Source organism: Vibrio anguillarum (genome assembly GCF_001989995.2).
Classification (GTDB): Bacteria; Pseudomonadota; Gammaproteobacteria; order Enterobacterales; family Vibrionaceae; genus Vibrio; species Vibrio anguillarum.
In genome coordinates, this window is the sequence record NZ_JAHGUP010000122.1 from 1 (window position 1) to 22266 (window position 22266).

A 22266-nucleotide genomic window follows, 5' to 3' on the forward strand; every position below is an offset into this window, starting at 1 on the left:
ATCTAAGCGGAGAAGAGCCGAAAAACTAATCATTATTCGAGTGGGTAAAGAGAAATGAAAGACGGTTCCAATGCCTGTGTTGAGTATGGCTCTTGGTGCCTGATAATGTACCTAGTTTTTCTATTGCTTTTGCGCTGAACAGTGACTAATATTTGATGTAAATGAGAATTAATATCATAAAGGTGTGATTAATGATGTTACCTTTACTTGCTGCATTATTATTTATAGTGGGACTTGGCAAAAAGTTGTCGGTTCCAAATTCGTGGCTCTTCTACTATGCACTTTCTGTTGTATTGTTAAGCTGGCTATTCAGTATGAACCCCATTTTTGTCCTGATCCCGTTGTTTATCTTGTCACCTTGTCTTATCCACTATCGATATATCAAGGTGATTAAAATGGCTTATTTGGGCTGCCTGCTGCTGTCTTTTTTCGTCTCTTGGCTTGTGTAAACCAATCCATGTCTTTTCTCACCAGACAGTCCAAGTAGCTTGGGGATAGTATTTGTGAAAATCATAAGGTAGGATCGCCGGCCTTTTTCTGATGCTAGGAGGTAGCGATGTTTATTGGTTTTGACTATGGAACGGCGAACTGTTCTGTCGCAATGATGCAAGATGGGCAACCAACATTGTTACCCATAGAAGGTAAAAGCCACTACATTCCTTCGACAATATGTGCCCCGACGCGAGAGTCCATTTCTGAGCATCTGTTCCGTCATCACAATATTACGCCAAGCGATAAAATTGGTGAGCAAGTACTTCGCCGCGCGATCAATGTGAATAGAGAAGAGAGTATTGAACTTGCCGCGCAAGACATTGCCTTTGGCCAAGCGGCGCTCGATCTCTATCTGCAGGATCCGCGCGATATTTATTACGTTAAATCCCCTAAATCATTTCTAGGCGCGGCAGGTTTACGTGATGTGCAGGTCAGTTTTTTCGAAGACTTGGTGTGCGCCATGATGGTCAATATTAAGCACAATGCAGAGCTGCACCTTCAGCGCACCATCCAAGATACTGTGATTGGTCGTCCTATTAACTTTCATGGCCGAGGTGGTGAAGAGGCCAACCGACAAGCGGAATCTATTTTACAACGTGCGGCGAAACGCGCTGGTTTTCAGCACATCAGTTTTCAGTTTGAACCCGTTGCGGCGGGCTTAGAATATGAAGCGACTCTGGTGCAAGATCAAACCGTACTGGTGGTTGATATCGGTGGTGGAACCACCGACTGTTCATTGCTAAAAATGGGGCCGAGTTGGCGAGGGCGTGACGACCGCACCGCGAGTTTGCTTGCGCATAGTGGCCAACGGGTCGGAGGCAATGATCTTGATATCTATATTGCTTTCAAACAGTTGATGTCTTCTTTTGGATTAGGAAGTAAAGCCATTTCTGGCATTGATATGCCGATCACGCAGTTTTGGAACCCGATTGCAATTAACAACGTGGAAGCGCAACGTGACTTCTATGCTCAGCAAAACTTGGCAGCATTAAAATTGCTACACAAAGAGGCGCAGCAACCAGAAAAGTTGGCGCGTTTGCTGAAAGTCTATTTTGAAACGCTCGGCTATCAAATTGTACGCCGTGCAGAAGAGGCAAAAATTGCTCTATCTGATCTTACTCAATGTCAGGTGGTGCTTGATCTTCTTTCTGAGCAGATCGAAGTGCAAATTGAGCGTGAGCAAATGATCGACGCCATTGAATCCCCTAAAGCGAAAATGGTGGAATTGGTCAAAGAAGCGGTTGAACAAGGTGGCGTAAAGCCGGATGTTATCTTTATGACGGGCGGATCTGCTCGTTCTCCAATATTACGCCAAGCGGTAGAGCAGCAACTGCCCCACGTACCCGTTGTCAGCGGTAACTACTTTGGTTCAGTGACTGCTGGTTTGGCTCGTTGGGCAGAGATTTGCTATCGCTGATATGAGCGCTTAGCGCTTCGTTTTTGATGCGTTGGGGGCCGGTAATATTGCGAATGATCGTGTTTCATTAAAATATTACTGGCAACCAAGCTACCTAAGCTTATCAATCCTAATCCGATCCAAGTCAAAGGCGTTGGCATCTCACCAAAAACGGGAATCGCCAACAAGGTTGCCACGACTGGTGTTGCAGAGCCAAAGGCAGCGGAGCGTTCTGCGCCGAGTGTTGAAACTGCATATAAATAGGTAAATGCTGCAATGAGCCCCGCCCCGACACCTTGCAGCAGTGTGTGTCCCGCCAGTTCTTTCCACGGCCAGTGTGCAAAAGAGTGTGTGGCTAAGTAGCTATCGACGATGCCTAAAGCGATTAGAACGGCCAATAAAATAGTAGAAAGTAAAGCAACCCATCCCGCGCTGACGAGCGCATGTAAATTTGCTACCCGCGCACAAATTGTAAACATCGCCCACATCAGGCTGCCGGTTAAAAACATCAAATGCCCGGTCAAACGGTTTGACTCAAAATCAGTGGCACTTGAATAGAGGAAAATACCAACCCCTGCCACCACTAAAGTCAGCCCAGCTATTCGATGGCGACTTAACGGCTGTTTAAACAGCAACACCGCGATACCCGAGACAAACAGCGGCAGCACGCCCGGAACAAGCGCGCTACCATCAGAAACCGGAACGTATTGCATCGCATGGCTTGTCACTAGTAAATAGGGCAATCCACAGCCAATAAATAGACCAATTAAGTAACGTATAGGTACATTTTGCAATTGATGTCGAGTTCTCCAAACCAATGGAGAGAGCAACAAAGCGGGCAGTAAAAAGCGCGTTAATGCAATATCCGCAGGGGTTAATAGGCCGCTGGCTCCTGCCTTTAAAGAGAGGAAAAAGCCGGACCATAATAACAGTGTGGTGCCTATCGCGAGGTAGCCATAAATCATAATTTCATTCACATCAATGGATGGTTTCTCACCATTATCTATGGTTCGGCTTACTTTTATCCGGCAAGTTCACCCTTATTGCTAGATGGTTTAGCACTTATCCGCTATAAATTAGCAAAATATTAGTGGATTTCATCAAGGATCGAGTAATGGATAGAATAGACCGTCGCATGTTGACCTTATTACAAACAGAGGGACGCTTAAGCACCGCAGAGCTTGCAGAAAAGGTTGGATTATCCCCTTCTCCCTGCGCAAGACGCTTGAAACGATTAGAGGAGAGCGGGATCATTGATGGCTATCAAGCTCGTTTAAGCCGGCAAGCTGTCGGGGTCGGTATGACGGTTTTTGTTGAAGTTAGCCTGAATAATCATCAAGCCGCTTCCATTGATAGTTTTGAAGAGGCAATCAAAGAGATGGAGGAGGTGATCAGCTGTCATGTGGTTTCAGGTGCGTATGATTACTTGTTGGAAGTCGTTAGTGCCAATTTATCAGGGTACGAAGCATTTACGCGTCAGTTACAGCGGCTCAACAATGTAAAAGATATGCATACCCACCTCGCCATGCGTCAAGTGAAAGCCGCTACCGCGATGCCTATTTGGGTTTAGAGACAGCACTTGCGTGCTGTCTTCAAGGTCAGGCGTGCTTATTCAAATTGAAATGACGCGAGAGAGTTTTTACTGATTTCGTTGGCAATCAATTCATGGATGGCCGTGGTAGGGTGCGTTACGCCCCAAAATACGTATTTGTCAGAGCTATGGTAAGCGCAATCATTGGTTAAGCTATGACGGTACAAGTAATCTAAAGCTGAATTGCGATTGATGTTGAGGCATGCATCGGTCGCATTTTCAAAGCCGTATTGCTGTGGATTGGCTGTGAGGTTTTCAAACAAGCTATGAGCATCAAACAGGATGATATTTACCCCTTGCATCTGATAATACAGTGCTTGTTGCTGAATAAACGCATTGAAGGTGGTGATCTTAGCGCTGACTTTCGCTATCTCTTCTGCTGTTGAATATTTGAACTGCGGGGCTTTGGTTGCATCGGGCAGGGTGAGTAGAATAATATTTTTGGCCCCTGAATCCACAAGACGAATCATCGCGCTGCTAAAATCTGCTTTGACTTCATATACTTCACGGTTGTAATTCATAAAGTCATTTAAGCCAAATTCAAGGGTAAAGAGCGTATTTTCTGGCTGGTAGTTTTTGGCCATTGTCATGTAATTTAGATAAGAGCGGACTTGATCGTTCACACCCGTCAGCGCGATATATTGATTACGCCCTGCGGCACCGCCAATCGCCCAGTTATATACAGGTAAATTGTGCATTTTTGCTAAATACTCTGTCCACACCAAACCATTGGAAAAGTGTCCTAAAAACCAAGAGTTAGGATTGGGAAATTTCCATTGTGACGCATTGAATATATTTCCTGTATCCGAAAGGCTGTCACCTATGGTCACCATTTCATTAATGACGGGTTTGGCATTTTGTTTATCGTTAGTCCAGATCGAATGATTGTATGAGAACCTATTGTCTGCTGCGAAATAAGTAATATCTGCAGAATCGTGACTGACGCCGAGTGTCTCTTCACAACGCTGTTTTATTTCATATTGTGAGGTGTCGGTATAAAACATATTTTTAAAGCGCACAGACGACCACCAGTAACCACTAATGGTGTAGTCATTTCCTTGTTCATCCAATGCCCACTCCCAATCTGTTGCTGGGTCATCATGATTGCCAGCGGGCCGATACCAACAGCGTACATAAGTGTAGGTTTGCTTATTTTGCGTATTCATTACGCCATAAGCGGTAACTGGTTCTGAGGTGGTATCCGTATTTTCTGCAATCGCCATGGAGAGTGGCAATATTGCGGTCATCAATAACGTCATTAGTTTCATATTTTTTTCTTATTGGTTTAGGCACGTATCTACTAAAGAATAAGTGCGAAAGTGAAATTAACAAACTGGTCAGACCTATTTTGGGTTTATGGTGTTAAGCGTCAATCAATAAACGACTATGTTGAGCATTATTTGGTATTAAGATCAAACAATGAACTGTCAGTGAAGAAAATACGAAAGGGTTTTTATGAATCCTAATTTAGGTAAATAACAATAAGGTTTTGCTTTATTAATTTGTCCTAATGTTAAATCTCAGTAGTTTAATAAAAATATCAATAAAATTATAATCAGTCAATATGTGTAAAAATTAAACAGTTTTATTGTGATTTTAAGCCACATTAAAAATCATTTCTCTTTGTGTTTGTTATTTTAAGATCTATTAATAATTCGCCACAAAGGTGCCAAAAAACCAATGTTCTTTTATTTTGTGGTCTGAAGAAATAAAAAATGGGTATTCATTTTCTTTTAAATACCGTGATAACAATAAAAATGCTTACGAGGTTTATATGTCAATAAACAGAAGAAAAGCACTTAGCGCTATTGCCATTATGTCAGGCTTGGTATGGAACACCGCTCAAGCTGACGTGAATCAGCCGCAAGGTTTGGCCATTGAAATGTTCAGTGAGCTTCAGGATGACAGCCAAATCAATTACTTCAATGCGAGCTATTGGTTACAAGGAGAGGTTGAGCCCCCGACACTAATGCAGATTCGTGACGATGTACTGAACCAACATATGCGCTATTTTGTCGATTTCAGTACGATTGAAGGTGAGTCGCAAAAGACAGAGGCGAAAGCATTGCTCAGGAAAAAACTGGGCTTAGCGTTTGCCAGTGACTTTTTGATCATCACTGAACACAAAGGAGAATTGTTGTTCACACCGTTAGATGACGAGAATGATGCCAACATTCGTCTACTGGAAGCCGCCCCAATTGCCCATTCTCGTCAGCGCCGTAGTACGGCCAGTATGGTGTCAAATAGTGGTTCGGAAACGAACTCTTTGCCACACGTCGCGTTTTATTTGAATGTCAATCGGCCTATTACTGATAATGAATGTACGTTTAATAACTCACATCTTTGGGATCGAGGTACGCGAGTGTTTTGCGATAACCCCAATATCTCTTTGATCTATCGAGTTAATTTAGAGCGTTCATTACAATATGGCACCATTGGCTCTGCGACACCGGACGCGAAAATTGTTCGCATCAGCTTAGATGATGATACAACGGGTGCGGGGATCCATCTCAATGACCGTCTTGATTATCGTCAATCAGGTGCTGATTACGTGACATTAGATGCTTATTTCCGAGACTGGTCGACTGATGCCATCGCTCAAGACTACCAATTTGTATTTAACTCTTCGAACAACAAAGCGCAGATCTTAAAAACGTTCCCGAGAGAAAACCTCAATGCGGAGTATGAAGTCAAAGAGGTATCCGGCTTCCAGCTAGGAGTGAGTGGTGGTGTCGAGGTTAGTGCTGATGGACCTAAAGGCAAGCTAGAAGCCAATGCCAGCTACAACCAAAGCCGTTGGTTAACCTTTAAAACGCACGATTATCGTGTTGAACGTAGCACCAATAATGCACAAAACGTCAGCTTTAAATGGAATCGTAGCCAATACGCGACTGCCGAATCGATGATGAATCGCTCTACGGATGCGCTGTGGGTCAATACTTATCCTGTGGATACCAACCGCATTAACCCGATTGGTTACGCGAGCTTCGTACCCAAAATGGATGTGATATATAAAGCCGCTCCTAATGCAACAGGGACAACGGAATTTACCATTGATTCTTCGGTCAATATTCGTCCCATTTATAACGGTGCTTATAAGCATTATTATGTTGTAGGTGCGCATCAGTCCTACCATGGTTTTGAAAATACGACGCGCCGCAGAGTGAGCAAAAGTGCTAGCTTTACTGTCGATTGGGAGCACCCAGTATTCACGGGCGGTCGTCCAGTGAATTTGCAATTAGGCAGCTTTAATAATCGTTGCGTTGATGTGGCTGATAATGGCGCGCTCTCTGCCTCAAGCTGTGATGAAACCAAAAACTCACAATCTTTTATTTATGATCAGTTAGGTCGTTATGTGAGTGCAAACGACATCCATCAATGTTTGGATGGACAATCACTTGGTCAATTACAAACCTGTAGTTCGAGTTTAAGTCAGCGTTGGGAATGGATAGAAAACAGCGATAAGCTGAGTAATGTTTTCTCTCATGAGTTGCTTGGCCATGATAAAACAAGCGGTGAGTTAGGTTTGTATGCTGATGGCAATGATCAGGTAAGTGTGCGCACCATTACCGCTTACACCAACGTATTTCATTCAGATAGTGAATCGGCCGTATTTGGGTTTACATCGGGTCCATTAGCCTTACAAGATGTTGGTCAATCGGGGACACTGTATATTCGCCATGGCGCTGCGATTGATGCAATTGGTACGCAAGCCAATGCGATGCAAGGCGGTGAAAGTGGTAGTTTGACTGAAATTGATCTGAAACGCGTGACGCAAATAACCGTTACTTCCGGTGAGTTCAAGTACGGTGGCAACCATTTACTCCGTATGGCTTTTAAGCTTGATGATGGTTCAACCAAAGTAGTGGGGTCAAAAGACTACGCAATCAGTACCCACGATGAAGTGTTTGAGCTGCCAGCCGGATCGGCAATTCGGCAAGTCAAGGTGTGGTCTGAAGGTTGGTTAGCCGATGGTATTCAATTTATTTTAAAATAGCGCGATCCCTTCATCGTTTCGTAGTAAAGAGCACTCATGCTTTTGGCCTAGTTGGCTAAAAAGCGAGTGCTCTTTTTTTGTTAATTTAATGTTAATTTTATCTGTTGTTTTTTTCGATTCATTCACGAAGCTGGCAAGATGACATGAAATAAAGTGCTTTTCTTCTACAGTTAGGGTGCTCCTCAGAGGTCTAATCTCTGGTGTGGTAACGGTAGGTTAAATGTATGCCGCGCCTAAACCAGGCACTACAATAAGAAGGAATTTACTTTGAAAAGAACGATTATTATTGCTGCTTTTTGTCTGCTGAGTACCACGGCGCTGGCGGCAACCAGCACGGTGGCGTTAAGTAAGACAGGCTATACCCAAACCCAGTATCCTATTGTGTTAGTTCATGGCTTATTTGGTTTTGATACGCTGGCCGGAGTCGATTATTTCTACGGCATTCCGCAATCACTGACGAAAGATGGCGCAAAGGTCTACGTGGCTCAAGTCTCCGCGACTCACAGTTCTGAGCGGCGAGGTGAACAATTATTGCAACAAGTGGAGTCACTTTTAGCCGCCACTGGCGCTCAAAAAGTTAACCTGATTGGCCATAGTCATGGCGGACCAACGGCTCGCTATGTTGCATCAGTTCGGCCCGATCTTGTGGCGTCCGTGACTAGCATTGGTGGCGTGAATAAAGGCTCAATCGTGGCAGATTTAGTGCGTGGGCACATTAAAGAGGGCTCCATTTCTGAAGCGATTGCTGTCAAAATGGCGCAAGGATTGGCGGGTTTGGTTGGCCTGCTTTCTGGGGGAAGTAACCTAGATCAAGATCCTTTAGCCTCCTTAGAAGCTTTAACTACCCAAGGTTCGCTAGCGTTTAATCAACACTACCCAGAAGGCGTTCCAAGCAGTGAATGTGGTGATGGTGAATTACTGGCTGACAATGGTGTTTATTACTATTCGTGGACAGGATCTGCGACCTTTACCAACCTCCTTGACCCAACTGATGCTGCGATGATGTTGACTGGACTTGCCTTTAATGGCCCTAATGATGGTTTAGTCGGCGTATGTAGTACTCACTTGGGTAAGGTGATCCGCGATGATTACCAAATGAACCACTTAGATGAAATCAACGGCTTGCTTGGGATACACCACCTTTTTGAAACTGACCCCGTTACCTTGTATCGCCAGCACGCTAATCGATTGAAGCTTCAAGGTTTATAACTTCGAGGTTGATAGTTTCGAGGTTTATAACTTCAAGTTTTGTAACATCAAACTTTATAAGGATTGGCTATGAAAAAGCCCGCACTATTTGGTTTTATCGTGATCATCTTGGGGAGCATCGGTGCGGTGCTTTTTCTGCAAAAGTCAGTATTACCGCAGAGCGCGTTACAAACGCCATCTCAAAAAGATACGCAGATAGACAGCGCATCGAGTCTTGATTTAATTCACTATTTTATCTCTACATTAGGAGAGAGTTCATTACCTGAGGTTGAGCTGCGCATTGCCCAGCATGCTGAGCAGGATGAGGGCGTGGTGATCGATCCAATGCTTTTTGAACAGTTTATCCAATACAAACAAGCATTAGCTGAGTTAGAGGCTAATTCTTCCATCGCCAATCTCGATCTTGCTACCTTAGCTGAGATCAATCAGCAGTTACTGAAAATACAAAGTCAATTTTTTAACGTTGATCAGCAAAGTATGTTGTTTGGTGAAGAGAATGCGTTACGAAATTTAGCGTTAGAAAAGCTGCGCATTAAATCTCAAGCAGTAGATTCATATGATGAGCAGTTGCAGTGGCAAACGTTATTAGCGCAGCAGCCAGAATACATTCAGCGCAGTGAACGCAATGTACAACTACTGCCAGCACTCAACGCGAGTCGCCATTTGTCCACGCAAGAGCAATACTTAGCTTGGAACGAGTTGGTTGGCGAACAAGGAGCACAGCGGTTAACGCAACTTAGTGAACAACGAGAGCAGTTTTCTCAGCATCTCGAAAACTATCTACAACAGCGTTCGGCGGTGCTTGAAAATACGCGTTTGAGCCAAGATGAAAAAAATCAGCAAATTACGCAACTGCGTACCCAAACGTTTGAGGTCAAACAACTCAAACGCGTCGAGGCGTTGGAAAGGTTACGTGATCAATCGCTTTAATTCTGTTTATCCAATAAAGAAGAGCGCGACCGAAGTCGCGCTCAAGTTCTCTAAGAGAAAATAGAATAGGTGGTTACAAATTCACCACAATGGTGTTAGTCACTGTTGCACCTTTGTCATCCATCACTTTAATTTTCACTTCATGTTTTCCAGAGCTTGGGAAAATGGCGGTGAAGAGTTTGCCACGTTTTATTTTTCCATTCGGCAGGGTCCATTCCGTATCGACAATACGCCCATCGCTATCGCTGCTGGTTGACCACATCGTTACCCAGCGTCCAAGGTGGATGTACTTAGCACTGGCTTGCGGTAATGCGTTAGGCACTTCAACCTGTGTTGTACGCGTAGTGGTGTTGGTTGCGCCTTTATCATCCGTTACGGTTAGGCTTACTGTGTATTGCCCTGCTCTGGTGTAGCTCCAGCTTGGCGCCATTTCGCTGCTCATTTGGCCGTTACCAAAATCCCATGCGTAACTGACTAGCTCGCCATCTTCATCATGGCTGTAGTTGAAAGCGCTGACGGATAAACCGTCGGTTTTAAGCTCAAAGTTGGCGACAGGAGCTTGGTTTTGTTCGCTGACTTTTGATAAGCGAATTACGCCGTACTCATTGTCTTGGCCTTGGTTGAGGATGTCGATCATCAAGCCAAATTCCGTTAACTTACGTCCAGCATCTGGTACTAATGGTGAGCTGTAATCCGCGCCATCAGAGAAATTACCATTACCGATTAAGCTTGTGTCTTCGAGCACATCACCATCGGCAGCGACTAAACGTAGAGGTGTTTGATCTTGCAATGAGAAGGTTGCATCTCGCACTTGGAAGCGCGTTTGTGCGGCCTCACCGGTTTTTGACCAAACCAATGCGTTTTGATCCGCATCGACGACACCTAACCAACCTTCACCTGGGTGGTTACCTACCCAGTTATCCGTGTAAGATTCATCCACATACCAAACCAGTAGGCCGGGTTCGAAAGTCATCAACTGGCCCATGCGTTTGATATTGGCTAAGCCTTGGTCGACGTCATTGTGGCTACGCCATTGCAGTAAATAATAGTGTGGCGCTTCATGGAAGCCATTGTTGGTGGTGTAACCTTTGAAGGCGAAGGTGGATGTTCCTTCAGCATCATCAATAAGGGTTTGCTGCCCGTCGACCTCTAACTGTAGGTTATCAAGGTAAAGACCTTCCATGGCTAAGCCGCCATCAGTGACATAGTCAAAGCTGAGTGTCACTTCTTGGCCTGCCCATTGGGAGACGTCAAATATCGCATCGACCCAGCCATCCGACTGACCAGCAATAGCAGGTACAAGCCCTGTATTGTACGGGTCATCCATGGTGGTGATGTTACCTGCAATCGCTTTACCATTGATCAGTACGCGTGCAAAGTCGTAGTCTTTTTCAATCTGATACCATGCTTTAAAATTCAGCGTAGCTTGTCCACCTGCAGGGATAGAAAGCTTACGAGACATGCTATTTTTCAGATCATCGCCTCGGTTTGAATAAAAAGCGGACGAACCTTGATAAGGCTTCACCCCATCAACACGCTTCAGTGGTAAATCAATCTTCACCATATTTGGTCGAGCATTGTCAGTGGTTTGGAAGAGGGTAAATACGCGAGGATTTTTCTCTAACTCTGCAATCGAAATTTGATCGTCATTGATCCAACGACCACCGACCGCTTTTTGTAAGAACTGTTTAGACCAAGAGCTGAATGCCGTCGGTTGTGTTCCGCCAATTTTTCCGGCCCAACTGCCAGAAGACATGATGGACCAATAGGAAACTGGCTCACCTTTACCTGTGTATTGGGTATCGTATTCGTCAGGCAAACCTAAATCGTGGCCATACTCGTGTGCGCAAACCCCAGCGGCCGCATCAATCGGTTGCATGGTGTAATCAAAGGCGGCATATTGGCCGTTAAAGCGATCTGGAAGCGTACTTTTTGTGCCTTGAAGGACATAAGGTTGGCCGAGATTATAACGGTGGGACCATATGGCGTCAGGTCCAAGCACACCGCCGCCGGCTTCTTCACCAACGGATGCATGGAACACCATCAAGTGATCGATTACGCCGTCCGGTTCGCGGAAGTTGCCATTACCATTGTAATCGTAACGATCTTCAATATCGTAATCGGCCAGATTAATACTAGGGTCTTGCGCCAGTTGGTTCAGTGCTTCGCGTACCAACTCTTGCGCATTCATATCTTTGTCTGTTGTTGCCGAGTTGCCCCCGTAAAACGCGGCGTTTTTAGACGCGCGATACCAACCTGCGGCTTGCCCGGCCACACTGTAGCTTTGCCCAGACTCGCTTTCATAATACTGACGCATCGAGATGAAATTTTCTCCATTAGGGCCTGCATAGCCCGCATCGGAAAAAAGCAGATCTTGATAGTGAGGTGGATTGTAGCTGGCATAGAGCATTTCAGTATGCTCTTTGGTCAGGCGGTTATCGTTCCAAGGTAAATCGGGAAAATCAATTAAAAGCGCTAATACCTTATCGGTGCGTTTGGTGCTGATATCGAGAGCAAAAACGCTGGCTTTTTGGTGGCCTTTTTGTTTTTCAATGGTCTTTAATACCCGTGCGCGTTGCTCAAGAGCTTGCTTACCAAATTGCGCATCGCCGTGGAAGCCCGATTTGATTTTCTGCTCTAAATAACGATCCAAGGCATCGCGCTTGATTGCATCGGTAGCATTGGCATCCACAACACCGTTACGCACTAACATTTCAATGAGTTTATCTTCATTGACTACCCCTAAATCAATCGGGGTGTGCGCATAAGCACTGACGTTAAATAGTGTTACCATTGCTGACGCAAGCAAGGTTTTCCTTATGTGTTTCATCTGCTTTCCTTATTTTTCTTTCTGTATTTATGGTATTAACAATTTCACTGAACTGATTTCCATACGACTGAGCGCTATAGAGAATAAATGGCTTTCATCGCCATAAAATAGAATTCATGGACGCAATGAGTGGCTGGTATATTCTTATCTAGGCAAGTTTTCTGAGTGTTATTCAGTGAAGATTGAACGGGTGATTTAGTCGCTCTTCGGCGGAGAAATACACGCTTCTTCTTGATGAGTTGTCGAATTTAGAGACTTTTCTTTGTTGTGTTTTCTTTGTAGATAAAGAGCAAGTGCTTGTTGTTGCTGTTCTGATGTAAGCCCTTCACATATCACACCTCGTTCGATTAATGAGGCGAGCATCCGTTCATCATCAACTGAAGATTGAGCAAGGCTAATTGATGAGTAACTAATTAATAAAAAATAAATTAAATGTTTCACAGTATATCCATATAATGTGTGAATTATTCGTAACAATCTATATATCAGTCATACGCATAGCAAGTGTAAATAATTGTTGTTTTGAAATAACATCATATTTTAAACATAACTAGTTAACATTTGGTTTGTTTTTAATTGATAAATATGTCGGTTCTTTATTCTTAAATTTAGAATTAATAATTGATGGATTTGTATTTTATTCTTAGTGATGAAGATGAAATTCTTTAGATAAATAAAGTGATAGGTTAGAATTCAATCGAAAGTAAATGTTGGGTCAAAACCAACAATGACTAATACTAGGTTTAGTATTTTTAATAATATGAACTTTGCTAAAAGATGATCTTAGTTCAATAAATAATTCATCATTTAAGCCTGCATTTAAGAGTCATTAACTTGTGGCGTTGATGAGCCAAGTGGCAAAGGTATCGTTGCCTGGACACCTTGCAGCCATTGAGCAAACGTGCTTTATTGAAATCAGTGACTGATTATTTTGGAATGTTTGCATTATGTGCCGCTGGCTCGCCTACCAAGGAACTCCTATCTACCTCGATCAACTGGTTTATCAACCGGAACACTCTCTCGTGCACCAAAGTTTAGAAGCGCGTAAAGCGGTCACCCGTGTCAACGCTGATGGGTTTGGGCTGGGTTGGTATACCGAACGCACTACACCCGGGCAGTTTCATGAAGTCTTACCCGCTTGGGGAGATGAAAACCTGCGATCCTTAACGCATCACATTCGTTCTCACCGTTTTATGGCACATGTGCGTTCGTCCACCGGAACGCAGGTTTCCCGTTCTAACTGTCATCCGTTTATTTTGGATCACTGGATGTTTTTACATAACGGGCAAATTGGTGAGTTTGAAAAAGTGAAATTCGCCTTAGAACGGCAGCTACCGGAATCGCTATACGTCAAGCGTGTTGGGACAACGGATAGTGAATTGATTTTTTTATTGATGATGAGTAATGGGTTACGCAGTCAGCCAGTACAAGCCATTACGACCACGATTGGTCAAATTGCGCAGGCTTTGGCGGAGAAACAGATAGTCACACCTTTTAAAGCTTCGATTTGTATCTCTGATGGGCAAGATTTTTGGTTAGTGCGTTATAGCTCTGATGGTAATCCGCCGACCGTGTTTAGTAAAAGCGAAGGCGATAATATGGTGGTTGCGTCAGAACCCCTTGATAGTGAAAGTGGTTGGCAAATGATTGAGCCGCAAACCATTACTCATGTGATTGGCACTCAATGTACTGTGTATCCGATCACTTAGTTAGTGGTGGAAAAATTAGTAATGTATTGATATATAAGATCTATTGGTTAATCGATTGCTCTCTCATGAGAGCAATTCTTTTTTGAAGTAAGATCCTGGTTTCTGTGCGTCAAGTTTCATTTTGTTGATGTGATTCTGATATAAATCGCGACTCATTCATTTCTATGATCTATAGAGAGTCGTTACTATGCGTATTGCTCCGGTTCCATCTATTCATTCCCCTCGTCCCAAACCTAATGCTTTGCTATTGGCATTATCGTTAGCAGGATTACCGTCTTTTTCTTATGCATTAGATGCCTGCCAGTTTAATGATATCACCCAAGCACAAGAGCCAATTTTAGCGATTAAAAATGCACAACCAGCCTGTTATAACTCGTGGTTTTATACCGATAGTAAAGCCATCTTGGGTCTATACAGTGAAAATAGTATAGACAGCATTAACCGAGCGCTGGCGTTAGAGGTTTCGCAATATCAAGGAACAGAAGCGCAAGCCAAATCTATTGCTAATCTGGGGGAGTTTATCCGTGCCGCGTATTATGTGCGCTATGGTGTAAAACAAGATTTTGGTGATTATTCGGAGCAATTGAGTAATGCGATTGCGGATACGATTAACCAGTTTATGTTATCGCCTTATAGTTTGAGCTTAGGTCGTGAACAAGTGGCGGCCATGTCGAGCTTAACGTTAATGGTCGATAACGTGAAACGCCTACCTTCAACGATGGCGAATTTCATCGTGCTATTGGACGCCTTTAACCCACAAACGGCGCAAGATGTGCAGTTTGTTGATGGTTTAAATAACTTATTTCGATCCATGAGCGGCCATGCTTCGCGTGATGATTTTTATCAAGACATTGAAGCCCATCCAGAATATTTGGAGACACTGTATCGTTTTTCCACTGAGCATGATTGGGCGTTAGGAACCGATGCCGATTTCATTTTGTACAATGCGGTGCGTGAAACGGGGCGCTTACTGGTTAGCCCTTACCCAAACACCAAAACTCGAGTCATTGCGATTTTAGAAAAAGTATTGGAGCGTTACCCGCTGGGTGGACGTAGCGATAAACTCTGGATTGCTGCGGTTGAAATGCTTTCTTACTACGCGCCAGAGACATTGGAAGCGCTTAATTTAACGCAAGCTAAGCAGCAACTTGAACAGCGTATCATGCCAAATCGTCATCAATGTGATGGACCTGCTATTATCCGTTCGCAAGGCTTAACACCACAACAAGCAGAGCAAGCGTGTGAAATTTTGAATGAGAAAGAAGCCGACTTCCATGCCGTCGCGAATACCGGTTTCACGCCCGTGGCCGATGATCTCAATCAACAAGTGGAAGTGGTGGTATTTGATAGCAACGAAAGTTATGTCAGTTATTCCAGCTTCTTGTTTGGCAATACCACTAACAACGGCGGGCAATACCTTGAAGGCAACCCGGCTGATGCCAACAACACAGCGCGCTTTGTCGCTTATCGATATGCGCAGAATGAGGCGTTGTCTATTCTCAATTTAGAGCATGAATATGTGCATTATTTGGACGGACGCTACAACCAATACGGTTCGTTTTCTCTCAATTTAAGTGAAGGCCATATCGTGTGGTGGTTGGAAGGCTTCGCTGAATACATGCACTATAAAAAAGGCTACCAAGCGGCGGTAGACTTAATTGCTGAGAAAAAACTGAGCCTCACGCAAGTGCTAGCCACTACTTATCAAAATGACACCAATCAAATTTATCGCTGGGGCTATTTAGCGGTTCGTTTTATGCTGGAAAACCATTCCAATGAAGTGGATCAACTGCTAGCGCTATCACGTAGTGGCGATTTCAAAGCATGGGCTGAGCAAGTGAAACGGATCGGCAAAAGCCTAGACAGCGAATTTTCAACTTGGTTAGACACTTTGACAACGGACAGTGGTAATCCAGAAGATCCGACTGTGCCGCCAATTCAACCAGAAGACACGATGAATCATTTAGCGTTAGGGCAGAGTGTTACCTTGTCGGGTGAGCAGTACAGTGAACAACTCTATTATATTGATGTTCCAGATAATATCAGTGAATTGTCGATTAATATTAGCGGTGATGGTGACGCCGATCTTTATTTAAGTTATGAAAAAATTGCGCATTATTATGATTATCAAATAACAAATTTTGAACTGCATAGTAATGAAACAATTGCACTAGAAAAACAAGCCAATGGTACCGTTTTACCGGGTCGCTATTATTTTAGTATTACGGGTAGAGAAGCTTACCAGCGTGTTGAATTAAATACGAAAGTAAGTTACGCCATTACCGATAATACGCAAAAGCCTAGTGATGATTTAGCACCTGTTGTTCTCGAAAATCGTCAGCCAATGACGTTGGGTATTCATCAAACTCGCTATGCAGCGATTTATGTACCAGAGGGAATGAGCACTGTCAAAGTTTGGCTCCAGCCTATTGATAAGATGGCAGCCCACAATGTTGATCTTTATGCAGAAAGCGAGCACTGGCCTACATTGACTCATTTTGACCAAGCGTCTAAACGCGCTGATAGCTATGAGTATATTGAATTGCCAGTAACACAAGCGGGCTATGTCCATTTCATGCTTAATGCACAGCAAGCCAATAGCCAAGTCGAGCTCTATGCAACTTATGAATAATTAATGAATAAAAAGAAGTGTAAAAGCACTTCTTTTTATTAAAATCATATAATTAGCCAGAAAAGTAATAGCTATATTAACATTATGTAATTTAATCTTTACTTAATAATAATTTGATCTTGTGGGAAGAATATAAATTAACACTCTATTTATTTCTTGAAAGAATAGCATTCGGTGATATTGTGTTTTTATGTAGAGTTATTACTCTATGTTGTAATTAAAAATATTAAGGGTTCATTATGAGATATATAACACCCGTTTCATTACTGCTTGTGGCCACTATTATGGGGTGCAACTCAGAAGAAGCGACAACCAGTAGCACCAGCCAATCTAATGCTGATGCGATTGCACAGCAAAAAAGAGCGTTAGCACTGCAACTGAGTGAAAGTTACGCCGAGCTTGAAACCACACTTAAAACTGAAATCAGCGCGCAAAACCTATCCATTTCTGTTTCCACTTTGTTTGAAGAGCAGCCTGATTCTGATTTTAGTCAACAGATGGTTGTAGCAGACGCGCAAATTCGTTCAATGAAAGGCATTGAGGATTTTACTGAGCAATTGCTGCAACTGCGTATTGCCGATGCGTCGATGATTAAAGAGTGGCAAGAAGGGCAAAGCCCGTTGTTTGCTTTTGAGCCCAAAGGTAATGATGCGTCTTGGCAATATATTGAAGCGTTTGATGTGTACGGACAGGTGCATCAACTGGATGTATATCAAATGCCAGATGTACCCGTTTTCGTGGTTGATAGTAATAGCGAAGTGGAATTGCGCGCAGGCTTACAAGCAATGCGTGCACAGATGAACGCATTGGGTCAATCGACCACATTGACCACAGTAGAAAGTGGTAGCGTCGCCGCGCAAGCGATGGCCCGCAGCAGCGATAATAGCGCTGAGCCTATTTCCACCACAGTGCTGAAAAAAATTCGTTTAGCGGATGACAAAGAACCGTGGATCTCTGGAGCGGCTGAAATTTATGCGATTGTTACAGGCATCAATCCAAGCCGAGATGAGCCGACCATTGACTTAGTTGAAATGCCTTATTTGGATTACGACAAGCAAGATTACTTCCCAAATCAAGTGATGATCCAATGGTCTCGTTACCGTTGGGGCGCAGCCGATCTTATCTTGATGGAGCAAGATGATGGTACCGATTATAAAGAGCTGGCTAAATTACTCGTCAAAGTAGCGGAAGAAGTGCTGAAGCTTATCCCTGATCCAGAAGTGCAGGCGTATGCGATTATTCCGCAAATCACGGGCAAGATCATTGATGCGATTCCCGATGGTTTACTGGTCAACGACGACGATTATGTCGATGTCTTTTACACCTTGATGCAAGACACCAGCTATGTTGATCATCCTGGAGCGAGTGGTAACGCAGTGGCCACTTTTGAGCCTTTGACGATTAACCCGACACGTCCATAACATTTCTCTCCCCCTAGAAAGCGAGCGCGAATCTCTTATTAGCGCTCGCTTTTTCATCATTCTTGCTGCTTCTGATCATCATGGCTGATTTTGATGTGAATAGGGTTGCTTGAACGACGGTCAACGATTATATTACCCGAACTTAATGCGAATGCTTATCAAAATCTGTCGCAGTTATTTTGAATGGGAACCTATATGAAATCGTTGTTTAGTTTGGCAGCACTTGGCTTGCTTACCTCTTTTACTCTCAGTGCTAAAACCGTTTCTGTGGATCATCAACTCGGTACCACGACGATCGAGCAAAATCCGCAACGTGTGGTTGTCATTGGTTTAGGTGCGTTAGATACGTTAGATCGCTTTGGTATTGAACCTGTTGCGGTATCGAAAGTGACTGAACTGCCGAATTATTTAGCGAAGTACAACAGCGATAAATACGCACCTGCTGGTTCTTTATTTGAGCCTGATTTCGAAACCATTTATATGCAAAAACCAGATGTGATTGTGATTGGGCCGCGCGCCGCAACCAGTTATGACGAGCTATCTAAAATTGCACCAACTATCGTTTTTGCAGCCGATGCAAGCCAAGGCTACTGGCAGAGTACACAACAGCAGTGGCGTAATCTAGGCAAAGTCTTTGCTATTGAAGATCAAGTGGAAGCCAAAATTGAAGATTTAGATAAGCAGTTTCAAGCACTTCGTAGCTTTAATCAGAACAACCAAATCGATGCGCTCACAGTGATGAGCTCTGGCGGTAACATTACCGCTTTTGGGCCTGAATCACGTTTCTCGGCGGTGTATAAAGATTTTGGATTCAAAACGACCGTCGATAGCATCAAAGCGACACGTCATGGCGATCTAATCTCTTATGAATTTATTCGCGAACATGATCCTAAAACCTTATTGATCATTGATCGTGATACGTTGGTCAACAAAGGGCAAAGTCACACTCGCCAAGAGTTTGAAAATGACCTGATTAAAGCGACTGCGGCTTACAAAAATAAAAGCATGGCGTTTTTAGACCTTAATGCTTGGTACCTATCCATTTCTGGTGTGACTGCTACCGAGCAGATGATCAGCGACGTTAGAAATGCTGTACACATTCACTAATTTGCCACAAACAAGCTGAGGTTAGCTTTGAAAAAGTTATTGCTTGCTTTGTTGGTAGTCAGCCTATCTTCACTGTTTGTGGGGGTAGGCAATCTATCACTAATGGCATTACTGCAAGGGGATGCCCATGCTTGGCAACTGCTCTTTACCAGTCGTTTGCCACGTTTGTTGGCGATTGTTTTAGCCGGGGCAGGGCTCAGTATCGCGGGTCTTATTATGCAGCAAATCAGCCAAAACCGATTTGCCGCGCCTTCTACCTCCGGTACCATTGAATGCGCCATGCTGGGCTACGTGTTGAGCTTAGTCTTTTTTGGCCACGGTGAAAGCTTGTGGCTTATTTTCTCGGTTTCGATTGCGGGCACTTTGCTGTTTGTGCAACTGATTCAGCGCGTGCAGTTTAAAAATGCCATTTTTGTCCCTTTGATCGGCATTATTTTTGGCAATGTGGTGGAATCCGCCGCCTCCTTCATCGCTTACAAATACGATGCGATACAAAACCTTTCTAGCTGGACGGTAGCCAATTTTGCCAATTTGCTGAAAGGGGATTTCGAACTGCTCTATATTGCGATTCCGGTTGCCCTCTTTAGCTATTTGTATGCGGCGCGAATTTCGGCCGTCGGCATGGGTAAAGATTTTGCTGTGAACTTAGGGCTTAACTATCAGCAAGTGCTGGTGATTGGCGTTTGTTTGGTGTCGGTGATGTCTGCGACGGTTGTGATGATTGTCGGTCAACTGCCTTTTTTAGGGTTGATTGTGCCTAATTTAGTCAGCCACTATTACGGTGACAACTTGCGCAAAAATATCCCTCGTACGGCCATTTTCGGTGCGTTATTGGTGCTGCTATGTGATTTGGGCGGTCGTTTGATTATTTTCCCCTATGAAGTGCCGATTTCGATGATCATCAGTATTCTCGGTGGCAGTGTATTTATTGTGTTGCTGTTGCGAGGACAACGCCATGGGTAAGTCTGTATGTGCGAGCATCACTTTGCGTGATCATAGCAAACTGTGGTTACTGGTTTTGGCTTCTCTGCTTTTTGCTGGGTTGTTTATTGGTGTTGGATTGAACGCCGACAACTATCACTATTTTCTTTCTCGTCGTGTACCCAAAGTATTGGCGATGGTGTTAGCGGGTATTGCCATTGCGCAGTCCTCTCTAGCGTTTCAAACCATTACCCACAACCGAATTTTAACGCCCAGCATCATGGGGTTTGATTCACTTTACCTGTTCGTGCAGGTGCTAGTGGTGACTCTTTTTGGTGGCCTAAGTAGCTACGCGCTCAATGCTTATCTCAATTTTTCGTTGTCCGTTGCTGCCATGTTGCTGTTTTCTAGTTTGTTATTCGCTTTTTATTTTCGTAAGCAGCAGAGCAACTTAATGGTGTTGTTGTTATTAGGAGTCATTCTGGGGCAACTGTTTTCCAGCATTTCCTCTTTTTTGATCATGCTGATGGATCCGAATGATTTTTCATCGGTACAGTCCAATATGTTTGCGAGCTTCAACAACGTGAAAGTGGAACTTGTGTATTGGGTAACACCATTACTACTGCTGGTTTGCTTTGGCCTGTTTCGCCTGCATCGCGTGTTGGATGTTTTATGGTTGGATAACGATAACGCGGTCAGTTTAGGGGTGGATGTACGTCGAGTGACGCACCATGTATTGATGCTTAGTGCGGTATTAATTGCTATTTCTACCGCTTTAGTTGGGCCCGTGATGTTCTTTGGCTTATTGGTCACCAACTTAACGCGCGAGTGGTTTCGTTCATACCAACACCGAACCTTATTGATTGGTTGTTCCGCGATGGCGGTGTGTGCATTGCTTTCTGGTCAATGGGTGGTTGAAAAAGTATTCCAGTTTGAAACAACGCTGAGTGTGGTGATCAATTTCATCGGAGGTCTCTATTTTCTCTCCCTCCTTTTACGTAATAAAATGGTTTAATTTCATATGATTCAGCTAGATAAACTGACTAAAGTGTTTGGCCAACAAGCCGTTGTGGATAAGGCCTGTGCGCAGTTTGAAAAAGGCAAAGTCACTTCAATTATTGGCCCTAATGGTGCAGGGAAAAGTACCTTACTGTCGATGGCCAGCCGTTTGGTTAGCCGTGATAGCGGTAAAGTTTGGATTGAAAGCAAAGAGCTGGTTGAATGGGATACTAAAGCGTTGGCTAAAAAGCTATCAGTTCTGCGCCAAGCCAATACTCTGACCATGCGTTTTACCGTGAAAGAACTGGTGGCTTTTGGCCGTTTTCCTTATTCGCAAGGTAAATTAACGGCCAACGATCATGCGATGATTGAGCAATCGATCGAATATCTTGATCTTAAAGCGATAGAAGATAAATACCTCGACGAACTGAGTGGCGGCCAACGCCAGCTGGCCTTTATTGCCATGGTGATCGCCCAAGATACCGATTACATCTTTCTCGATGAACCATTGAACAACCTCGATATCAAACACTCATTGCAGATCATGGCCACTATTCAGCGTTTAGCACATGAGTTGAATAAAGCGGTGGTCGTGGTGATTCACGACATCAATTTTGCATCCTGTTACTCCGATTCCATCATTGCGCTGAAACGAGGCCAAGTAGTAGCAACTGGCACAGTACAAGAGGTGATTCAATCGTCGGTTTTGAGCGATATCTATGAAACGCCGTTCAACGTATTAGAAATAGAAAGCAAGCGTATTTGTATGTATTACACCCATTGATGCGGTTTAACTGCCGGTGTGTGTAACGTTACGAGTACTGAACAGAACGCTTTCGATTCACCGTAAGCCCCCTTTTTACTGCCTAATGTTGTCAACGCAAAATGGTGGAAGCGCAGATGTTTACTGCGCGCTACAGGATGGACTTAAATATTGATATATTTCTCACTTCAAAAGAAATAATAACTTGCCTCAGATCAAGAAAAAATCGTTTGGCATGATGCTGAAACTAAAACAAAGTTGAAAGATTA

At 43.8% G+C, this 22266-nt stretch carries 17 protein-coding genes; 13 read left to right on the plus strand and 4 right to left on the minus strand.

Annotated elements, in window-relative coordinates:
* Nucleotides 1-191 precede the first annotated feature (191 nt).
* Nucleotides 192-449 carry a hypothetical protein gene (locus tag PL85_RS17350; protein ID WP_115340040.1) on the plus strand — a complete coding sequence of 86 codons (258 nt, stop codon included), beginning with the start codon at nucleotides 192-194 and terminating at the stop codon, nucleotides 447-449.
* Between the two features lie 107 nt (nucleotides 450-556).
* Nucleotides 557-1909 (plus strand): molecular chaperone, encoded by a 1353-nt coding sequence (yegD, locus tag PL85_RS17355; protein WP_064626641.1) that lies wholly within the window; start codon nucleotides 557-559, stop codon nucleotides 1907-1909.
* Here yegD and PL85_RS17360 read toward each other — a convergent pair.
* Nucleotides 1900-2853, minus strand: a complete 954-nt coding sequence (locus PL85_RS17360) for a DMT family transporter (RefSeq protein ID WP_174223864.1) — start codon at nucleotides 2851-2853, stop codon at nucleotides 1900-1902. The genes yegD and PL85_RS17360 overlap by 10 nt on opposite strands.
* 149 nt (nucleotides 2854-3002) lie before the next feature.
* Between PL85_RS17360 and PL85_RS17365 the strand changes: the two genes are divergently transcribed.
* Complete coding sequence (locus PL85_RS17365) at nucleotides 3003-3458, plus strand: Lrp/AsnC family transcriptional regulator (protein ID WP_026027548.1); 456 nt, start codon at nucleotides 3003-3005, stop codon at nucleotides 3456-3458.
* Between the two features lie 38 nt (nucleotides 3459-3496).
* Here the strand turns inward: PL85_RS17365 and PL85_RS17370 are convergent, their stop codons facing one another.
* Nucleotides 3497-4747 carry an SGNH/GDSL hydrolase family protein gene (locus tag PL85_RS17370; RefSeq protein WP_115340042.1) on the minus strand — a complete coding sequence of 417 codons (1251 nt, stop codon included), beginning with the start codon at nucleotides 4745-4747 and terminating at the stop codon, nucleotides 3497-3499.
* 506 nt (nucleotides 4748-5253) lie between these two features.
* Between PL85_RS17370 and PL85_RS17375 the strand changes: the two genes are divergently transcribed.
* The 3 genes from PL85_RS17375 (at nucleotide 5254) to PL85_RS17385 (ending at nucleotide 9615) form a co-directional block, all read left to right on the plus strand.
* Nucleotides 5254-7476 (plus strand): leukocidin family pore-forming toxin, encoded by a 2223-nt coding sequence (locus tag PL85_RS17375; protein ID WP_115340043.1) that lies wholly within the window; start codon nucleotides 5254-5256, stop codon nucleotides 7474-7476.
* Between the two features lie 267 nt (nucleotides 7477-7743).
* Nucleotides 7744-8685 carry an esterase/lipase family protein gene (locus tag PL85_RS17380; protein WP_115340044.1) on the plus strand — a complete coding sequence of 314 codons (942 nt, stop codon included), beginning with the start codon at nucleotides 7744-7746 and terminating at the stop codon, nucleotides 8683-8685.
* Nucleotides 8686-8754: 69 nt separating this feature from the next.
* A complete protein-coding gene (locus tag PL85_RS17385) occupies nucleotides 8755-9615 on the plus strand; it encodes a lipase secretion chaperone (RefSeq protein WP_115340045.1) in 861 nt (286 codons plus the stop codon).
* A 73-nt stretch (nucleotides 9616-9688) separates the two neighbouring features.
* Here PL85_RS17385 and PL85_RS17390 read toward each other — a convergent pair whose 3' ends face one another.
* Together PL85_RS17390 and PL85_RS17395 are read right to left on the minus strand one after the other, a co-directional pair.
* Complete coding sequence (locus PL85_RS17390) at nucleotides 9689-12445, minus strand: immune inhibitor A domain-containing protein (RefSeq protein ID WP_115340046.1); 2757 nt, start codon at nucleotides 12443-12445, stop codon at nucleotides 9689-9691.
* 195 nt (nucleotides 12446-12640) lie between these two features.
* Nucleotides 12641-12886 (minus strand): hypothetical protein, encoded by a 246-nt coding sequence (locus PL85_RS17395; RefSeq protein WP_115340047.1) that lies wholly within the window; start codon nucleotides 12884-12886, stop codon nucleotides 12641-12643.
* 506 nt (nucleotides 12887-13392) lie between these two features.
* On the opposite strand from PL85_RS17395, the gene PL85_RS17400 reads away from it, so the two are divergent.
* From PL85_RS17400 to vctC, 7 genes are all read left to right on the plus strand, one after another.
* On the plus strand, nucleotides 13393-14154 hold the full coding sequence (locus PL85_RS17400; RefSeq protein ID WP_019282661.1) for a class II glutamine amidotransferase: 762 nt from the start codon (nucleotides 13393-13395) through the stop codon (nucleotides 14152-14154).
* 187 nt (nucleotides 14155-14341) lie between these two features.
* Nucleotides 14342-16786 carry a M9 family metallopeptidase gene (locus PL85_RS17405; RefSeq protein ID WP_115340048.1) on the plus strand — a complete coding sequence of 815 codons (2445 nt, stop codon included), beginning with the start codon at nucleotides 14342-14344 and terminating at the stop codon, nucleotides 16784-16786.
* A 239-nt stretch (nucleotides 16787-17025) separates the two neighbouring features.
* Nucleotides 17026-18207, plus strand: a complete 1182-nt coding sequence (locus PL85_RS17410; protein ID WP_017045107.1) for a DUF3103 domain-containing protein — start codon at nucleotides 17026-17028, stop codon at nucleotides 18205-18207.
* Nucleotides 18208-18402: 195 nt separating this feature from the next.
* Nucleotides 18403-19314: a siderophore ABC transporter substrate-binding protein gene (locus PL85_RS17415; RefSeq protein WP_069212134.1), complete on the plus strand. Its 912-nt coding sequence runs from the start codon at nucleotides 18403-18405 to the stop codon at nucleotides 19312-19314.
* A 27-nt stretch (nucleotides 19315-19341) separates the two neighbouring features.
* Complete coding sequence (gene vctD / locus PL85_RS17420; RefSeq protein ID WP_026027432.1) at nucleotides 19342-20277, plus strand: iron chelate uptake ABC transporter permease subunit VctD; 936 nt, start codon at nucleotides 19342-19344, stop codon at nucleotides 20275-20277.
* Nucleotides 20278-20299: 22 nt separating this feature from the next.
* Nucleotides 20300-21250, plus strand: a complete 951-nt coding sequence (gene vctG / locus PL85_RS17425) for an iron chelate uptake ABC transporter permease subunit VctG (protein WP_088729810.1) — start codon at nucleotides 20300-20302, stop codon at nucleotides 21248-21250.
* 6 nt (nucleotides 21251-21256) lie between these two features.
* On the plus strand, nucleotides 21257-22018 hold the full coding sequence (gene vctC, locus PL85_RS17430; RefSeq protein WP_013868453.1) for an iron chelate ABC transporter ATP-binding protein VctC: 762 nt from the start codon (nucleotides 21257-21259) through the stop codon (nucleotides 22016-22018).
* The last annotated feature ends 248 nt before the right edge of the window (nucleotides 22019-22266 follow it).